The following is a 16152-nucleotide window of genomic DNA, read 5'->3' on the forward strand; positions in this document are numbered from 1 at the left end:
AAAAGCCAAAATTACATAAGCAATTGATTGTTAATGTATATATTCTAATATTAATGTTGTGGGCAGAGAGGCTCCCCCTGATTATCAGTAGAATGGAGTAACAACATGTCTGAAATGGAGAAAATGTTACAAGGCTACGTATTAACCACCGCAGAGATCCTGTATCACCTTCCCGACTATCCGGAATTTCTGCAAACTTATATCTGGCAGGAATATGACCTGGCCCCGAAATACCCGACATTGAAAAAGTTTCTGGATTTTTGGGAAGCGGAACTCGACGGCCCGCTACATTCCGTTCGTGTCGCGTCAAAAAAACTTATCAGTCCAAGTGAACTAAAATATAGCGGCACTGAGTATCTTATAAATTAGCGTCTCGACGGATCAAAATACCGGCTATTCCGGGGATAAGTATTTCTCGAAAACTTCTGCGCCGGTCATCATCAGCGTCTCATTTGCGAATGAATAGCACACGGGCTTTTCATCGATAAAAATCTGATGATCAAAAACAAAATTGCCATCGTCCTCAAACAAACCCAACGGCATAATATGCTGCCCATTACTCTTGAGCCGGTAAAAAAGATGGGTTCCGCAATTCTTGCAAAAACCACGCTCTGCCCATTCCGACGAATTAAAAACCGAGATATTTTCATCGCCGTCAAATTTGACGTCTGATCCGCAATCAATTGACAGGAACGGGCCGCCGCCCCATTTCCTACATTTACTGCAATGACAGGCGCCTACAGTATTATCAGGTGCCGTCGCATTGATTTTCACCTCTCCGCACAGGCAGTTTCCTTTTCTTTCTATCCCCACCATACTCACTGCCTCCATCTCGTTGTTTATCTTTTCAACCATATTCGGATGCAAATGTTTCCTCAAGACGAAAGGGGAGAATAAAGCAAGGAACACTGAAAATTATATGTGCGTGAACTCAGCCTTGAAAACGCCAACTCAGTGTATCACCGGCAAGAAAAGGGACCAGCGCGCCATTTGACGTTTCAATCTGCTCGACCGCCGCGGCCTCTGCAGGCTCCAAAGTCACTTGGCCATCGTTCAGAGGCAGGCCGTAGAATTTCGGCCCATTTTCTGAGGCAAAAGCCTCCAACTTGTCCAGCGCGCCTTCCTCCTCAAAAACGATCGCATAGCTTTCCAGCGCATAGGGTGCATTGAATAACCCCGCGCAACCGCAGGCCGATTCCTTGTCATGGATGGCATGGGGGGCGCTGTCTGTTCCGAGGAAGAAATTCGGGGACCCCGACGTCGCCGCCCGTCGAAGCGCGAGGCGGTGTTTTTCTCGCTTCGCAATGGGCAAGCAATAAAAATGTGGCCGTATTCCTCCCTTAAAAATCTCGTTCCGGTTAAAAGTAAGGTGATGCGGTGTAATGGTTGCGCCAATATTCGCACCGCTTTCTGACACAAATGCGGCGGCATCGGCCGTCGTAATATGCTCAAACACCACTTTCAACTCCGGGAAGTCTTTAAGGATATTGATCATAACTTGCTCAATAAAGACTGCCTCACGATCAAAAATATCTACATCACTATCGGTCACCTCGCCATGCACCAGAAGTGGCATTTTCATCCGCTGCATCACCTCCAGCACCGGGTAGATATTGCGGATATCCGTCACACCATGACTGGAATTTGTCGTCGCGTTTGCGGGATAAAGCTTTGCCGCCGTAAATACGCCAGCCTCATGCCCGCGCCGCACTTCTTCCGGATCGATGCTGTCGGTGAGATAGCATGTCATGAGCGGCGTGAAATCTGAACCCTCCGGTAGTGTGGCGAGAATTCTTTTCCGGTAACTTTCCGCAGCCGCCATCGTCGTCACCGGTGGCACAAGATTTGGCATTATAATGGCCCGCGCAAACTGCCGTGCGGTAAATATTGCAACCGCACTGAGCATCGCCCCGTCCCGCAAGTGAACATGCCAGTCATCCGGCCTCCGAATTGTAATCGCAGCTCGTTTGCTCGCCTGGAAGGAAGTCTTTGGTCCGCTGTCAGCCTGGCTCATATCGAGATCCCACACGTTATGTCGAAATTGCGGTTTCTTCATAATACGCATACCCTCTCTTGCCAAGGGCGCGTTCCTATCATACCTGTATGAGGCATTCGGGATTTAGCCCGGATCTGGAAAGAATCACATGACGAATTTGACAGTCGCACAATTAGAAAGCCGTACAGTCCTTGTCCTGACAGGCAAGGATGTATGGGACTTTTTGCAGAACCTCATCACAAATGACATGGCGCGGGTCAGCAATACGTCAGGCATTTATGCCGCGCTTCTTACGGCGCAAGGTAAATTTCTCCATGATTTTTTTATTCTGAAATCAGGAGATAGCTACCTCCTCGATTGTGCGGCAGATCGGAAGGATGATCTCGTCCGCCGCCTGACGCTCTATAAGCTTCGGGCCGATGTCACCATCACCGAGAGCGATCAGAGCGTTTTTTCCCTATTTGGAGATTTCTCCAGTTCAGCGGTGAATACCCCGGGAAAAGTTGGTTCGATTATTGATAGTGACGGGGTTCTCTATCTTGCCGATCCGCGCAATCTAGCACTTGGGGTACGCATGTACGCTTCGGAGGAGTTCCATCCGGCCACCATGTTTCCGACCGCAACCCTCGCTAAAGAAGAGGCATATGATGCCCTTCGATTGCGCCTCGGCGTTCCGGACGGTGCCCGCGATATCCTACCGGAGAAGAATTTTCTTTTAGAGGCAAATTTCGACGAACTGAATGGCGTCAGCTTCACCAAAGGCTGCTACGTGGGGCAGGAACTGACCGCCCGCACCAAACATCGCGCGAAAATCAAAAAACGCCTGTTTCGAATTGAATATAATGGCACCCTTCATAGCGGCGATAAAATCCTGCAACAAGGCCGCGAAATCGCTGACGTGCGCTCTTTTTCTAACGGACAGGGTCTCGCGCTTGTCCGTCTGGAGAGCTTGCCCGCAAACCCGGAGGATCTGGAGCCCAAAGGCGTCAAAATTGTTCAGCCTGACTACATAGACCTCCCAGAACTCCAAAAACAATAAAGGCATTTATGGCTTGCCGAGACGTCATATTTCCTTTTATAAATATAGAACATATCATGAACATTAATTTAGGGGAGATTTTGAAATGCTGGATCATGTGTCTATCGGCATCACCAATCGGGAGAGATCAAAGGCCTTTTATGATGCCGTCTTATCCACGATTGGTCTCAAGAAAGTCGCCGATTACGGCGAGAGCGTTGCTTATGGCCCATCTCGGAAAAATCCCTTTTTCTGGCTGGTAGAGCATCAGGATATTGGAAAGGCCCAAGGCTTTCACTGCGCCTTCCGTGCGCCGGACCAAGCCTCCATTCACGCGTTTCATGCTGCCGCGCTCACAAGTGGCGGCACGGATAATGGTGGACCTGGCAAAAGGGATTATGAAGAGAATTATTATGCAGCGTTTGTCCTTGATCCCGACGGCAATAAGATTGAAGCTGTCTGCTTCAAACCGGAGCAGGAATTGGAGTAGATGAGTAGCTTTATCGCTACGCCTTGCATTAGACTTAAGTTAAATCGGACTAACTCACCTTTGGCGGTGATTCGCTATTAGCTTACAAAAAAGGGAAAAAAGATAAATGGCTGAAGGCTGCACCTGGTATGGGGATGACCCTTTTTACAAGGCCTATCATGATGAGGAATGGGGCGTGCCGGAATATGACAGCCGCGCCCTGTATGAAAAACTCATTCTCGACGGGTTTCAGGCGGGACTCTCTTGGATCACTATTTTACGGAAGCGGGAGAATTTCAAAGCTGCCTTTGATAACTTCAGCCCGGAAATTATTGCGCGCTATGATGACGCCAAAGTGAAGGCTCTTATGCAGGATAGCGGCATAGTCCGCAATCGTGCAAAAATCCTCGGGACAATCAAGGGCGCACAACTCTTTCTCGAGATTGAAGAAACGGAAGATGGCGGCTTTTCAAAGTTGCTATGGAACTATCTCGATGGTAGGCCCCTGCAAAACAGCTGGCAGTCAATGAGCGAAGTGCCGGCGGAAACCGATCTCAGCCAAACCATTTCAAAGGATCTGAAAAAGCGCGGGTTTAAATTTGTCGGCCCGACCATTGTCTATGCTTTTATGCAGGCGGTCGGCATGATCAATGACCATGTGGTGAGCTGCCCGCGACACGAAGAAGTCAAGAGGCTCGTATGAGGCAAGAGATTCGCGAAATCCATGACCTGACTGGGAATGTTGCCACTCATTATCGGGAAAAATATGGAGACCGGGCGGAAGAAATTCTGGAAGAAGCAGCGCGTTTTTGTGAAGAGAAGGGGGATTTACACCGGCGAAATCGGCTGCTCCGCCTGCGCGACGAACTTCTCTTTTGTGGCCTAGATAGTTTGACGAAATAGGAACGTACTTTGGAACCTCGCCTGAAAGCCGAGATTTGGATCAAAGCCCATATCCGTAAATGCGCCACGCTTAATGTGCCGGTTATGGTAACCCGGCGCGGCGATGAGACGGCGGGATCTGTCTTGTTGAAAATAAACCGCTTGGGGCCGGGCTGTATGGTTCTCTCCCCCACGACGAATTTCGATGACGGCGCACGCATGTGGCTGAAAGGAACGGGCCCTGACTGGGTTGAGGAAGCAGACGCCGACGCCTATATTGACAGGCGAGTTAAAAACGATCCTGATTTGTGGGTGCTGGAAATTGAGGATAGAGAAGGTCGCGCATTTCTGGACGAAAAAATTGAATGAAATTACCAGAACGGTGATGTAATCCCGCTTAATTTGGGCTGGCATTCGTCACAGGCTTAACTTATTCTCATACTACATATGCCTTAGATTCAACAGGAACCCGCTTGATGCAACAATATCTAGATCTTTTGCGCACCGTTCGCCACCAGGGCGTTTTCAAGTCGGATCGCACAGGCGTCGGAACCTATAGCATTTTCGGCCATCAGATGCGCTTTGATCTCTCCCAGGGGTTCCCGGTGCTCACGACCAAGAAGCTGCATCTGAAGTCCATCATACATGAATTACTCTGGTTTCTTTCCGGCGAGACAAATATCCGATATCTCAAAGAAAATGGTGTGCGGATATGGGATGATTGGGCCGATGAGAATGGTGATCTCGGCCCGGTTTACGGCGCGCAGTGGCGGTCCTGGCCACGCCCCGACGGTGGCTCAATTGATCAAATTACTAATCTCATCAACCAGGTCAAAACTAATCCAAATTCTCGCCGCCTGATTGTCAGCGCCTGGAACCCGGCGGAAGTTGACAATATGGCTCTACCGCCCTGTCATTGTCTTTTTCAGTTTTATGTGGCAGACGGCAGACTTTCTTGCCAGCTATACCAACGCAGCGCTGATGTGTTCCTTGGTGTCCCGTTTAATATAGCGTCTTACGCCTTGCTTACCATGATGATGGCGCAAGTGTGTGAACTGAAGCCGGGCGAATTTATCCACAGTTTTGGTGATACGCATCTTTATTCCAATCATATTGAGCAGGCGGATTTGCAACTGGAACGCATCCCAGGCAAACTGCCCACCATGCAGATCAACCCCGACATCAAAGACATTTTTGCCTTCACTTTTGATGATTTCAATCTCGAAGGATATCAGGCCGCCCCACATATCCCGGCGCAGGTTGCCGTTTAGGTCCGCAATGCCCTCCATTCTCCTCTCGGCCATGGTTGCCGTCTCTGAAAATCAGGTAATCGGCGTGGATAATGGCTTGCCATGGCGCCTTTCAAATGATCTGAGATGGTTCAAGGCAACAACCACCGGCAAACCAATCATAATGGGACGAAAGACATTTGAATCCCTGCCCGGCATGCTTCCCGGGCGCCCCCACATCGTGATTACCCGCGACCCTGATTTCATTGCTGAAGGTGCTATCGTTGCACATAGCCTTGATGAGGCCATACGTTTAGGCAAAGATGCTGCGCAACGAATTGACGCCCGCGAAATGGTTATAATTGGCGGAGCGGAAATATATCGACAAGCCATGGAAATGCTGGACCAAATATATCTCACCCGGGTGCATGCGACAGTAACCGGAGACACTTTTTTCCGGAACTTGACCCGGCGAGTTGGACCGAACTATCACGCGAGTTTCATAAAAAATCGGAAAAAGATACTTACGATCACAGTTTCATAACACTCAAGCGGAAACAGCCTTAAAAAAAATTGCCGCGATCGCCCCTTTTAATATCAACGCAAAAGAATTATATTCATGATGTTGGGTAACCAACTATGGCGATAAACGTTGCATGGAATAAACGTTGCGGACCCGGGGGCGGTACCCGGCGCCTCCACCATAAAGACAGTAATATACAAGAATACAACTGTCTTTTTGATGGGGGCGAAATAGGCTCGACGCGCGCAGTAAAGATGTAATTTTTGCTCGGTATGATACCACCGATATCGGGTCATTTTTATAAATGCTAACGATAATAACGAAGCATTTGCCGTAGCTGCTTAATCGCACTACACGGGGTTCGGAGGGGCACCTGGCAACAGAAGCCCCTTCACTTGTTCTACATCACGCGATGCCTTAGCCGGCATCTCGTCGCATAAATTGAATTAATGTAATTAAGTAAAAAGCGTCGAAGGCGGGGATTATTCACGACATGGATGACGAAATCAATTACACGAAAATGGTTGAAAATGCGCTGCTGGAAGTAGTTCGCAATGCGCTTCGTCATGCTGCGGTCAACGGCCTGCCAGGGGACCAGCATTTCTATATTACCTTTAAAACCTCCTACCCCGGGGTTTCCGTGCCGACACATCTGTCTGAGCGCTATAAAGATGAAATGACAATAGTGCTGCAGCACCAATTTTGGGATATCGTTGTGGAGCAGGACTACTTCACCGTCGACCTGAGTTTTAATCACAAACGTGAGACGTTAAAGGTTCCCTTTGATGCCTTAACGGCTTTTGCCGATCCGTCTGTACAGTTCGGCTTACAGTTCTCTGTAACTACTCCCGAAAGCGAGACCGTGTCCGCTCCTGAAGCTACCCTAACGGAACCTGCGAAAACTGCAGATGAGGAAGCAAACGGCGTACCAGAGAAACAAGGGGAAGTAATAACCCTTGATGCATTCCGTAAAAAATAGCTAATCTTCCAAACAACCCGTTCTTCTGTTTCGACATCAACTGAAAGCCAGCCCATGCCCGAATTTCACTATCAGGACATGTTTTCCCTCGGGAAAGACGACACCCCATATCGCAAACTGACCTCTGATTATGTTTCAACAATCGACGTGGACGGCAAGCAAATCCTGAAAGTGGAACCAGAGGCACTAAGCCTGCTCGCGGCGGAAGCAATGCATGATGTTGCCCATCTGTTGCGGCCCAAGCATCTTCAGCAGCTTGCGAAAATTCTTGAAGATGACGAAGCCTCTAAAAATGACAAATTCGTTGCAACGGAGCTTCTTAAGAATGCCAATATTGCGGCCGGTATGGTTCTGCCAGGATGTCAGGATACCGGCACGGCGATAATTATGGGCAAAAAGGGCCAATATGTCTGGACTGACGGAACTGATAAAGAGCAGCTTTCCCGAGGCGTCTACAAGACTTATACCGAAACAAATCTCCGTTATTCGCAGCTGGCGCCGATCAGCATGTTTGAAGAAAAGAACACAGGTACGAACCTGCCTGCTCAGATCGACCTGTATGCCATAAATGGCGATTCTTATGAATTTCTCTTCGTAGCCAAGGGTGGCGGCTCAGCCAACAAAACCTTCCTCCATCAGGCCGTGCCGAGTGTATTGACGCCTGAACGTCTGGTACCATTTATCGAGGAAATGTTAATGTCTCTCGGAACGGCCGCTTGCCCGCCGTACCACCTTGCATTAGTCATTGGCGGCACTTCTGCAGAAGACACTATGAAGACTGTCAAACTTGCCTCTACCAAGTATTACGATGCGTTGCCCACCACGGGAAATGAACATGGCCGCGCCTTTCGTGATCTGGAAATGGAGCAGGAAGTCCTGAAAATTTCGCAAGGGATCGGGATTGGTGCACAGTTCGGTGGCAAGTATTTCTGTCATGATGTCCGTGTTATCCGAATGCCCCGCCATGGCGCAAGTGTACCAATCGGGATCGGCGTCTCCTGCTCTGCGGATCGTCAGGTTAAGGGCAAGATCACCAAAGAAGGGGTCTTTATCGAGCAATTGGAGACCAACCCCGCCAAGTATCTACCGGAGGTCACGGACACGGATCTCAATGATGAAGTGGTAAAAATTGACCTTAACAGGCCCATGAAAGATATTCTGGCGACGCTTTCGCAATATCCTATCAAAACCCGCCTGAGTCTGAGCGGTACAATTATTGTCGCCCGCGATCTCGCCCATCGCAAATTGCGCGAACTTCTGGAAAGTGGCGAAGGATTACCACAGTATTTCAAGGATCATATCATCTATTACGCTGGTCCCGCTAAAACACCGGAAGGCTATGCATCAGGTTCTTTCGGGCCAACGACTGCCGGCCGAATGGATGGCTATGTTGATCAGTTCATGGCCGAAGGTGGCAGTATGGTGATGCTTGCTAAGGGCAACCGCAGCAAGGCTGTTGTTGACGCCTGCAATAAGCACGGTGGATTTTACCTTGGCTCCATTGGCGGTCCGGCCGCAATCCTCGCGCAGAATAATATCAAAAAAGTTGAAGTACAGGCCTTCGAGGAATTTGGAATGGAGGCAATATGGCGCATTGAAGTCGAGGACTTCCCGGCCTTTATCGTCATGGATGACAAGGGGAATGACTTTTTCGCCCGAAAGAAAGATGACTAAGGAACCCTTTGCGGCCGGGCCTGCTCCCACGGATATTGTCAAGCATTCGGTGAGTATTTCCGGCCATCGGACCAGTGTGTCGCTGGAGCGGAAATTCTGGGAACTGTTCAAAAAAAACGCCAAGCGCCAGAACCTTAGCATTAACGAACTGATCACAAAAATAGACGCGACACGTCAAGGAAATCTCTCTAGCGCAATTCGTCTTTTTGTACTGGAGGAGCTTCTCGAAAAGAAGCAGGATTAGGGGCTTTCTGCAAATTTTATTTTGGGATTGCCCTACGCCATCCCTATATAAAGTTAGCAGTAACAATGAATAGAGGTCGTTATCAACATGGGTGATATCGTCAATCTGAATCAGTTTCGTAAGGAACGAAATCGTAAGGCAGCAGAAGATTTGGCCCGGAACAACCGGGCGAGTTTTGGCCGGACCTCCGCGCAGAAAAAGAAGGATTTGGACAAAAAGAAAAAGCGGGACGCCTTGCTTGACCAGAAAAAACTGCCCGGCCAAAGCGAGGAGGATACACCTTCCGAAAATTAGCTAATTCTTTACACATTTCATTTAAAAATAGCAGATTAACGTCATAGAAATGACTCAACCTTCTTCTATTGAGTAGCGGCGTGTCGCAAAGGCGAGCGCAATAGGAGGTATAAATGGAAACCGGTGTACGGAAATACCAAGAACCCGCATTGCAAGATTTGCTGGCAGATCCTGTTATTTTGGCTGTTTTGAAGCGAGACGGGCTAACCGTTAATGATGTTATAGAAGTTGTAAAAACCTATCAGGAAAAAACGCGCTTGCGCCCATCCTGAAGACTTCACTCCGCTGTTCTCCATAGCCAATTTGGCATCTGACTTCTTTTGTTGTGTAAATTCATGCGCTCGCGTTATTATCCGGGCAGATGCTCACTTGCGTAACTTTTACGAAATCAGCAATCAGGGAGACAAACCTAGCGTGACGGCTGCATTAAGATATAAGAAGAAATCGGCGACCATCCGGGGGCTTAAAATGTCCTATATTGAGGAGGGCGAAGGTGATCCGATAATATTTTTACACGGGAACCCGACATCATCCTATTTATGGCGCAATGTTATGCCACATCTGGAAGGACGCGGGCGCCTGATTGCGCCGGATCTTATCGGTATGGGCGATTCCGAGAAACTACATGACAGTGGTCCGGACCGATACACATTCAAGGAACATCGAGCTTTTCTGAACGATCTGCTTGCTTATTTAATGGTTGAGGATAACGTCACCCTCGTCGTTCATGACTGGGGCTCTGCACTAGGATTCGATTGGGCCTACCAGAATCAGTCTGCGATGAAAGGCCTCGTCTATATGGAAGCAATCGTTCAAACTATTGCCAGTTGGGATGATTGGCCCGAGAGTGCCCGGAATATTTTTCAAGCGTTCCGTAGCCCCGCTGGTGAAGACCTCATCCTTGAGAAAAATATCTTTGTCGAACGGGTTTTACCCTCCTCCATCATCCGCAAACTTGAGGATGATGAGCAGCGCGAATATACCCGGCCGTTCCGAAATGCCGGGGAAGACCGACGCCCAACACTGACTTGGCCTCGGCAAATACCCATTGCCGGAGAGCCTGAAGACGTGGTGAAGATTGTTGATGATTATTCCGCTTGGCTTAGCAAATCTGACATGCCCAAGCTGTTCATCAATGCAGACCCCGGCTCCATACTTGTCGGACCTCAACGCGAATACTGCCGATCATGGCCAAACCAGACGGAGGTAACCGTCAAGGGGCTACATTTCGTTCAGGAAGACAGCCCGGACGAGATTGGTCAGGCTATTTCAGAATTTGTAACAAAATCATAGATCACATCTTTTCAGCGGAAACTATTGTGGAAAAAAAGCGAATTAAACTGAACGCCCTTCAAAGCAAGACTCTGGCTCTGCTGCAAATACTGGCACGCGACGCCGATAGTTCCAGCCCAGCTGGCGATAATGGTGATGTCCGCATTACTCGCCTGCCCCATGCCCATGGCAATCACATGCATGTCGGGGATTATACGGTGTTGAGCCGGGACGCCAGTGGCCTGAACAATAAGTCTGTTTGGACTGCGCTCAGCCGCAAGGGCCTTGTTCGCGAAAACTGGGAAGAGGAAATCTTGCTGACGGCGGAAGGGCTCAACTTTTCTACCGGGCTTGAGGACAAATTTTTAACGGCATCTGATCACTAGGACAAAGTAAATAGCGCGTAGCCGGAGAATGTACCGCCAATGAATGTTGATTTGGACAGAAAACTGACCACAATCCTTTGTGCGGATGTCGCCGGATATAGTCGTCTGATGAGTGATGATGAGGGAAAAACCCTCAACCGGCTGAAAATAACGCGGGAAATTTTCCGGGAAGTTATTGATCGTCATGGGGGCCGCATCGTCAATATGACAGGCGACGGGCTCGTCTGCGAATTTTCGAGTGTCGTAAAAGCCGTGCAATGCGCTGTCGAAGTCCAGAACACGATCAATAAGGAAAACGCATCCCTCCCGGCGAACGACCAGATGCTCTATCGCATCGGAATCAATCTTGGCGATGTCATCATCGAAGAAGACGACATTTTCGGCGATGGTGTCAATGTAGCTGCGAGATTGGAGGCAATGGCACCTGTGGGCGGCATTTGTATTTCCGGCTCTGTCTTTGATCAGGTCAAAAACAAGCTCCCCCGGGAATTTAAGTTTCTTGGAAACAAGGGCGTCAAAAACATTGCCGAACCCGTCGCAGTTTATTCCCTATCTTTGAGCGAAATGCCCGATAAACAGCCTCACTCGTCGACCTATCATATTCCCCTATCTGACGGCACGCCCCAAGACACGGAAGAAGATACCGAGGAAGACAAACGAATTCGGGCATATGTAAAAAGGCAGGCAGGTTTTTATCGTCGCGCGCTTACCTTCGGGACAATCATTCTGTTTCTTTTCGTAATTAACATGACCACATCGCCCAACTATTGGTGGTTTCTATGGCCTGCAGGTCCATTTCTCTTTATTTTGATAACGGATGCTGTTCGGATATTCGGCATTGGGCACAGGGCGGAAGACTGGGAAAAGCGTAAAGTAGCTGAAATCAAATCTCACAATCGAAAGCGCGATCGTTAAGATTCATCAACAATGATCCTTGAGGCAATGTCTTCAAGAGCCTGCACATCCGGATTGACATAATTATCGAAAATTATAGTCGGACCATTTGCGACAAGCATAGAAAGCGTAGCCTTACCATCCATTTCCCCAAGTTCCCAAGCCTCTCCATTGCCGCGTTCATCTACGAGAATACCAAGATCATCAAATATCTGATCAAGGTTTATGCTGTCTTCAGTGACGTCAAAATCGGTGATTGTCACATCTCCAGTGTCGGCCGCTGTAAAGGCAAAGACATCCGCTCCCGGACTTCCAAACAGCTGCTCACTTTCGTCACTTTTCTCGACAACACTCGGCGAAACGGTGAAGGCCGACAAGACGGCTAATCCGCCTGCGCTTCCGTCGACGAAAGTGAAGGTCAAAAATGCACTACTGGTATCACCATCGCCATCGGTCAACACATATTCGAAACTCTCCACCTCACCGGGACCAGCCTGGTCCGGAGCAGTATAAGTATAGTCCCCGGCAGCATCAATCGAGAGACTACCGCCAAGGTCAGACTCAACGATAAGAGGATCACCATTTTGCGGGATAGCATATTCCGTGCCATTGTGGACAAGCAACGTCAAGGTCCCATCATCTGCGCCGAGCTGGTCTATTGCGCCAGAACTGACGACGTTATCCGTCTCCACGACGGGAATAGTGTCGACCAGAACTGACCCGAGGTCGCCCGGATCAATCACGACGGTTGGTTCATCCGCCGCATTTTCAACTTTCGCCAGTTCAGCCGTGCTTATGCCGGACCCCAGCCCCACGGCAACGACTTCAATGTCATTGCTGTCAACAAATTGCTGCCATTCATTTCCACCGTCCGTCGGCACCTCTTGCCCGCCACTCGGTTCCCCGTCGGAAATAAAGTAAACAGTGGTCTGATCGAAAGCTAATGTAGGATCAGCGAGGTCCGCCTCAAGGATTCCCTGTGCGCCGTTTTCGTTATTTGCAATCGCGGCCGCGTAATTCGTTGCGCCCCCTGGCGCCAGATTGCCCGTGTCCATAACGAAATCTTGAGCCGCCTGAACGGAAGTACCTTCAAAAACCACGGACGAGGCAGCCGCAAAGCCAATAATCGTGATTTTGGTCTCACTCGAAACAGCCTCATATTCCGATAGAACATTGTCCACGGCAGCCCTTAGAATTTGTATGCGGGTTTGTCCCGTCCCTGGAACAAAACTAGCCATCGACCCCGAAACATCGAGGACAAAAACAAGATTATACGCCGGTAACATTGGTGCCGGTAATTCAACAGCATCTGAACTTGCAATTGGCACGTCATCAACAATCGTAGCGGTGAAAGACCCACTAATCACGGATCCATCCTGATCTACCACATCATATGAAAAGGGGAGCGCCAGTCCATCCTCCCCCACACCCGAATGATCGACAACATCGTTAAGCGTCAATGTATATCCATAGTTATCACCATCGCCATTCGGGCCGAAATCCAACAGGAATACAGGGCGCGCCGGCGCGCCGCCATCGGGGATCGCTGTCGCAATGACCTGTTGCGTTATGCCATCCGCGAGCGTCACAAGTTCATAAACAACGGGATCCCCGCCAGACGTAATGGCCGGTAATTCGCTGATATCAAGTATCACGGCTCCCGCTCCATCAAGGCCAAAATCAATTTCCGCAATCCCGTTTACAGAGGTTGACTCCGGAGCCACATCTCCACCAGCGGGGAGATCATCCTCATCAACAAAAATGTCCGCTGCGGCACCTAAAGCAGGCCCGCTATCTTCAATTTCGACAGTCAATGTGCCGGTAGCAGATGAATTGTTCGTATCAGTGACAGAAAGGGCGAGATCAAACGAAAGATCCGCAACATTTTCTCCGTCGCTTCCGAGATGATCAATCGGCCCTACCAACGACATGTCATAGGTACCATCGGTATTCAGTGTGACCGTGAAAACCGTTACGCCTCCGGCGGCCCCAGTCACAATATTCGTTCCCAGCCCGGAAAGAACAATCGGCACACTGTTGGAGGTAAGACCAGCCGCATCAAAATTCGCCTGGCTTGTATCGAAGGTCACCGCAGAAATTTCGCCGCTGCCGCCACCAATGCCTAAGGAGGCACCTTCAATTACATCCCCCTCTTCCGTTTCTACTAGTTCTGCGGGCGTTCCCTCCTCCACAACGACTGGATCGTCATTATCCTCGATTGTTAAGGTGACAGACGCAGAATCTGTGTCGATTGTTGCATTACTAGATGCACCGACCAGTGAGAGTGTCAGCGATTCCGGTCCTTCAAAAAGACTGTCATCAAGAATTGGTATGACAATGGTCGTAGTCGCCCCGGGAGCCAGACCTGTTTCACCGCCGTCAAATGTAATGGTCTGAACAGTGTCAGTCGTATAGTCACTGCCCGCCGTTACCGTGCCCGTAATCTGATAGTTTACACTTACCGTAACACCGGGTGCGACGGCCTTGTCGAGTGTGAGAGTAAAGGATAGCGCACCGGCACCCTCTCCGACAGAGAGATCGCCTTCGCCGATCCCAACCCCACCAACCGTAACCTCAGACATCGTAACCAACCCGATGTCGTCATCAGTGATAACAACCAAAGCCTGACCGGAAGTGATGTCAATATCCGCATTTTCTGCGCCAGTAATGGCAACAATAAAGAATTCAAGATCCTCAATAACATCATCATCGATAACTGTTACTGTGAAAGCCGCTTCGGTTGCGCCGGGCGGAATAGTAATTGTCCCGTCGCCATTACTAATAAAATCAAGATCGCCAGGAAGTCCGGACCCTGTTCCCGACGCGGAACCCGCGCGAGATCTCATACGTTACCGTCACTGGGACATTCGTTGGTTCGGTTAGGGTAATAAATATTTGAAAGCTTTCCAGATCACCTGATTCCTGATCTACAACCGAGACGACGTTTAAGCCTGTCTGTGGGCCTAGGCCAATAATTTCCTCACTATTCTGAGTATTACGAAACTCAAGATCTGTCCCCGTGAGCAATCCCGCCGCGCGGAGGAGATCACCTATCGATTGGCCACCATCAATGCCACCCTCGCTGAACGGCTGAAAATTTGCACCCCCGCCCGTTTGTGCACGCCTGCCCGCTTCCGGTGAAATCTCATCCGGATCGAAGTTATCCTCATCATCGAACCATTCCGGATTCACCAGCCGCAATGCCTCTCCGTAGATATTGAAAAGCTGCTCCCCTGTCAGAATGAAGGGAACACTCGGCAATGCCGAAAAGCTAGTGACAAAGACGGATTGGTTCGGAACATCCAACAGCTGCGAACCAGCCTCATTAGTGATAACAATCGCACCGGTAAAAAGCGTGAAAATCGTTTCTTCACCGATGTTCTTCACATGCCCGGACCAACTCGTGCCGCGAATACCGATGGTGCCGACAGGTGTCCTTACGTCTACATTTTCCGGGTCATCTTTGGCGATTTGTCCGCTAACCAGCGAGAAGACGCCCTGCAAAAGGGAAACGCCAAACTTCCCATCACCCGAGGAGGGATTGTAGATCATTTCATCAAGAACGGCACGACCATTCTCCCCCATGGAGAATTGCGTATCATCGCCAAACACTATGGTGAAAGATGAGCCACTCGCCGTCTCAATGACGTCACCCTGAAAAACCGCGCCGCCCGGAACCAGCTCTTCACTGGTTCCATCCGCATGGCGCGCAGTCACTGTTCCGGATAACTCCGAGACTTCGCCTATCGGGCCATCCGCATCGGCTTGCGTACCGGCGGACTGTGCCATTGGTCCCGGCCCGGCAAGCTTGACAACCAGATCCGCCGGAATACGCGCGCCACCATCGGTTATAAGGTCGACGGCATTTCCGGTAAAAAAATAGTCATATATCGTAATGTAATCGCCCGTATCGGAACTCAGATTTAGATTGACACCTTCGCGAGAATATTCCGCGATAAGTGGCTTGATCTCGTCCCCCAACTGGACTGGGTTGCCGTCAGAAATTTCATGAGTTGCAAGGGGGTTGCCACCAAGGTCCGAAATATTATTCTGTTTCATTCTTTAATTACCCTTCGGCAGCACATCCTGTTCTTCGTCCGTCAGTAAAAATCAAATAAGACCGTCGAACGGCTAAAACAAGTTGTCAAAAATATTTGCCCAAACTTTTGCGAAATAAAAAATCTCTTCTAGGGCAATTAATAAAGTATTGTTATTTGAAAGAAACCACTATGCCACATTTTGAACAAATTTCATAAAATTTTCGGTAACTATAGTTAATACTGGAAATTTCT

General features: G+C 49.4%; 20 protein-coding genes and 1 other RNA gene. 17 read left to right on the forward strand and 4 right to left on the reverse strand.

The window, feature by feature from the left end; translation table 11 throughout:
• The first annotated feature begins 105 nt into the window (after window positions 1–105).
• On the forward strand, window positions 106–369 hold the full coding sequence (locus tag AC0L73_RS07545; RefSeq protein ID WP_227952771.1) for an usg protein: 264 nt from the start codon (window positions 106–108) through the stop codon (window positions 367–369).
• Between the two features lie 24 nt (window positions 370–393).
• Here the strand turns inward: AC0L73_RS07545 and AC0L73_RS07550 are convergent, their stop codons facing one another.
• Together AC0L73_RS07550 and pyrC are read right to left on the reverse strand one after the other, a co-directional pair.
• Complete coding sequence (locus AC0L73_RS07550; RefSeq protein ID WP_227952769.1) at window positions 394–855, reverse strand: GFA family protein; 462 nt, start codon at window positions 853–855, stop codon at window positions 394–396.
• 76 nt (window positions 856–931) lie between these two features.
• Entirely contained in the window at window positions 932–2014 is a 1083-nt protein-coding gene (gene pyrC / locus AC0L73_RS07555) for a dihydroorotase (RefSeq protein ID WP_415776555.1), read from the reverse strand.
• 130 nt (window positions 2015–2144) lie between these two features.
• On the opposite strand from pyrC, the gene ygfZ reads away from it, so the two are divergent.
• The 16 genes from ygfZ to AC0L73_RS07635 all read left to right on the forward strand — a co-directional run bounded on the left by ygfZ (window position 2145) and on the right by AC0L73_RS07635 (window position 11881).
• A complete protein-coding gene (gene ygfZ / locus AC0L73_RS07560) occupies window positions 2145–3035 on the forward strand; it encodes a CAF17-like 4Fe-4S cluster assembly/insertion protein YgfZ (protein ID WP_473655240.1) in 891 nt (296 codons plus the stop codon).
• An 85-nt stretch (window positions 3036–3120) separates the two neighbouring features.
• On the forward strand, window positions 3121–3504 hold the full coding sequence (locus AC0L73_RS07565; protein WP_227952764.1) for a VOC family protein: 384 nt from the start codon (window positions 3121–3123) through the stop codon (window positions 3502–3504).
• Window positions 3505–3610: 106 nt separating this feature from the next.
• Window positions 3611–4186, forward strand: a complete 576-nt coding sequence (locus tag AC0L73_RS07570; protein WP_227952762.1) for a DNA-3-methyladenine glycosylase I — start codon at window positions 3611–3613, stop codon at window positions 4184–4186.
• Window positions 4183–4386 carry a hypothetical protein gene (locus AC0L73_RS07575; RefSeq protein WP_227952760.1) on the forward strand — a complete coding sequence of 68 codons (204 nt, stop codon included), beginning with the start codon at window positions 4183–4185 and terminating at the stop codon, window positions 4384–4386. Before AC0L73_RS07570 ends, AC0L73_RS07575 begins: the two co-directional genes overlap by 4 nt.
• Window positions 4387–4395: 9 nt before the next feature.
• Complete coding sequence (locus AC0L73_RS07580) at window positions 4396–4734, forward strand: DUF1491 family protein (RefSeq protein ID WP_227952758.1); 339 nt, start codon at window positions 4396–4398, stop codon at window positions 4732–4734.
• 107 nt (window positions 4735–4841) lie between these two features.
• The gene (locus AC0L73_RS07585; RefSeq protein ID WP_227952757.1) at window positions 4842–5636 is read left to right on the forward strand and encodes a thymidylate synthase; all 795 of its coding nucleotides are present in this window, start codon (window positions 4842–4844) and stop codon (window positions 5634–5636) included.
• 7 nt (window positions 5637–5643) lie between these two features.
• Window positions 5644–6138: a dihydrofolate reductase gene (locus AC0L73_RS07590; protein ID WP_473655241.1), complete on the forward strand. Its 495-nt coding sequence runs from the start codon at window positions 5644–5646 to the stop codon at window positions 6136–6138.
• Window positions 6139–6179: 41 nt separating this feature from the next.
• Window positions 6180–6513: a transfer-messenger RNA gene (ssrA, locus tag AC0L73_RS07595) on the forward strand.
• Between the two features lie 97 nt (window positions 6514–6610).
• Window positions 6611–7096 (forward strand): SspB family protein, encoded by a 486-nt coding sequence (locus tag AC0L73_RS07600; protein WP_227952753.1) that lies wholly within the window; start codon window positions 6611–6613, stop codon window positions 7094–7096.
• Between the two features lie 54 nt (window positions 7097–7150).
• Window positions 7151–8770, forward strand: coding sequence for a fumarate hydratase (locus tag AC0L73_RS07605; protein WP_227952751.1), 1620 nt, complete (start codon window positions 7151–7153; stop codon window positions 8768–8770).
• Complete coding sequence (locus tag AC0L73_RS07610) at window positions 8763–9014, forward strand: ribbon-helix-helix domain-containing protein (RefSeq protein ID WP_227952749.1); 252 nt, start codon at window positions 8763–8765, stop codon at window positions 9012–9014. The genes AC0L73_RS07605 and AC0L73_RS07610 overlap by 8 nt, the downstream gene beginning before the upstream one ends.
• Window positions 9015–9101: 87 nt before the next feature.
• Entirely contained in the window at window positions 9102–9308 is a 207-nt protein-coding gene (locus AC0L73_RS07615) for a DUF4169 family protein (RefSeq protein ID WP_227952747.1), read from the forward strand.
• A gap of 113 nt (window positions 9309–9421) precedes the next feature.
• Entirely contained in the window at window positions 9422–9580 is a 159-nt protein-coding gene (locus AC0L73_RS07620) for a hypothetical protein (RefSeq protein WP_227952745.1), read from the forward strand.
• Between the two features lie 142 nt (window positions 9581–9722).
• Complete coding sequence (locus AC0L73_RS07625) at window positions 9723–10601, forward strand: haloalkane dehalogenase (RefSeq protein WP_227952743.1); 879 nt, start codon at window positions 9723–9725, stop codon at window positions 10599–10601.
• A 26-nt stretch (window positions 10602–10627) separates the two neighbouring features.
• Complete coding sequence (locus tag AC0L73_RS07630; RefSeq protein ID WP_227952740.1) at window positions 10628–10966, forward strand: hypothetical protein; 339 nt, start codon at window positions 10628–10630, stop codon at window positions 10964–10966.
• A 39-nt stretch (window positions 10967–11005) separates the two neighbouring features.
• Window positions 11006–11881 (forward strand): adenylate/guanylate cyclase domain-containing protein, encoded by an 876-nt coding sequence (locus AC0L73_RS07635; RefSeq protein ID WP_227952738.1) that lies wholly within the window; start codon window positions 11006–11008, stop codon window positions 11879–11881.
• Here the strand turns inward: AC0L73_RS07635 and AC0L73_RS07640 are convergent.
• Both AC0L73_RS07640 and AC0L73_RS07645 read right to left on the reverse strand, forming a co-directional pair.
• Window positions 11878–14706 carry a T1SS-143 repeat domain-containing protein gene (locus AC0L73_RS07640; RefSeq protein WP_473655242.1) on the reverse strand — a complete coding sequence of 943 codons (2829 nt, stop codon included), beginning with the start codon at window positions 14704–14706 and terminating at the stop codon, window positions 11878–11880. The two genes, AC0L73_RS07635 and AC0L73_RS07640, sit on opposite strands and share 4 nt — an antisense overlap.
• On the reverse strand, window positions 14648–15919 hold the full coding sequence (locus AC0L73_RS07645; protein ID WP_473655243.1) for a FecR family protein: 1272 nt from the start codon (window positions 15917–15919) through the stop codon (window positions 14648–14650). The genes AC0L73_RS07640 and AC0L73_RS07645 overlap by 59 nt, the downstream gene beginning before the upstream one ends.
• Between the last annotated feature and the right edge of the window lie 233 nt (window positions 15920–16152).

It is taken from the genome of Sneathiella sp. D3-11, from assembly GCF_055809395.1.

What these genes read in the sequence shown, in the direction of transcription:
- AC0L73_RS07545 (WP_227952771.1), top strand. Translation starts at nt 106, where the DNA reads ATGTCTGAAATGGAGAAAATGTTACAAGGCTACGTATTAACCACCGCA.
- AC0L73_RS07550 (WP_227952769.1), bottom strand. Translation starts at nt 855, where the DNA reads ATGGTTGAAAAGATAAACAACGAGATGGAGGCAGTGAGTATGGTGGGG.
- pyrC (WP_415776555.1), bottom strand. Translation starts at nt 2,014, where the DNA reads ATGAGCCAGGCTGACAGCGGACCAAAGACTTCCTTCCAGGCGAGCAAA.
- ygfZ (WP_473655240.1), top strand. Translation starts at nt 2,145, where the DNA reads ATGACGAATTTGACAGTCGCACAATTAGAAAGCCGTACAGTCCTTGTC.
- AC0L73_RS07565 (WP_227952764.1), top strand. Translation starts at nt 3,121, where the DNA reads ATGCTGGATCATGTGTCTATCGGCATCACCAATCGGGAGAGATCAAAG.
- AC0L73_RS07570 (WP_227952762.1), top strand. Translation starts at nt 3,611, where the DNA reads ATGGCTGAAGGCTGCACCTGGTATGGGGATGACCCTTTTTACAAGGCC.
- AC0L73_RS07575 (WP_227952760.1), top strand. Translation starts at nt 4,183, where the DNA reads ATGAGGCAAGAGATTCGCGAAATCCATGACCTGACTGGGAATGTTGCC.
- AC0L73_RS07585 (WP_227952757.1), top strand. Translation starts at nt 4,842, where the DNA reads ATGCAACAATATCTAGATCTTTTGCGCACCGTTCGCCACCAGGGCGTT.
- AC0L73_RS07590 (WP_473655241.1), top strand. Translation starts at nt 5,644, where the DNA reads ATGCCCTCCATTCTCCTCTCGGCCATGGTTGCCGTCTCTGAAAATCAG.
- AC0L73_RS07600 (WP_227952753.1), top strand. Translation starts at nt 6,611, where the DNA reads ATGGATGACGAAATCAATTACACGAAAATGGTTGAAAATGCGCTGCTG.
- AC0L73_RS07605 (WP_227952751.1), top strand. Translation starts at nt 7,151, where the DNA reads ATGCCCGAATTTCACTATCAGGACATGTTTTCCCTCGGGAAAGACGAC.
- AC0L73_RS07610 (WP_227952749.1), top strand. Translation starts at nt 8,763, where the DNA reads ATGACTAAGGAACCCTTTGCGGCCGGGCCTGCTCCCACGGATATTGTC.
- AC0L73_RS07615 (WP_227952747.1), top strand. Translation starts at nt 9,102, where the DNA reads ATGGGTGATATCGTCAATCTGAATCAGTTTCGTAAGGAACGAAATCGT.
- AC0L73_RS07620 (WP_227952745.1), top strand. Translation starts at nt 9,422, where the DNA reads ATGGAAACCGGTGTACGGAAATACCAAGAACCCGCATTGCAAGATTTG.
- AC0L73_RS07635 (WP_227952738.1), top strand. Translation starts at nt 11,006, where the DNA reads ATGAATGTTGATTTGGACAGAAAACTGACCACAATCCTTTGTGCGGAT.
- AC0L73_RS07640 (WP_473655242.1), bottom strand. Translation starts at nt 14,706, where the DNA reads ATGAGATCTCGCGCGGGTTCCGCGTCGGGAACAGGGTCCGGACTTCCT.
- AC0L73_RS07645 (WP_473655243.1), bottom strand. Translation starts at nt 15,919, where the DNA reads ATGAAACAGAATAATATTTCGGACCTTGGTGGCAACCCCCTTGCAACT.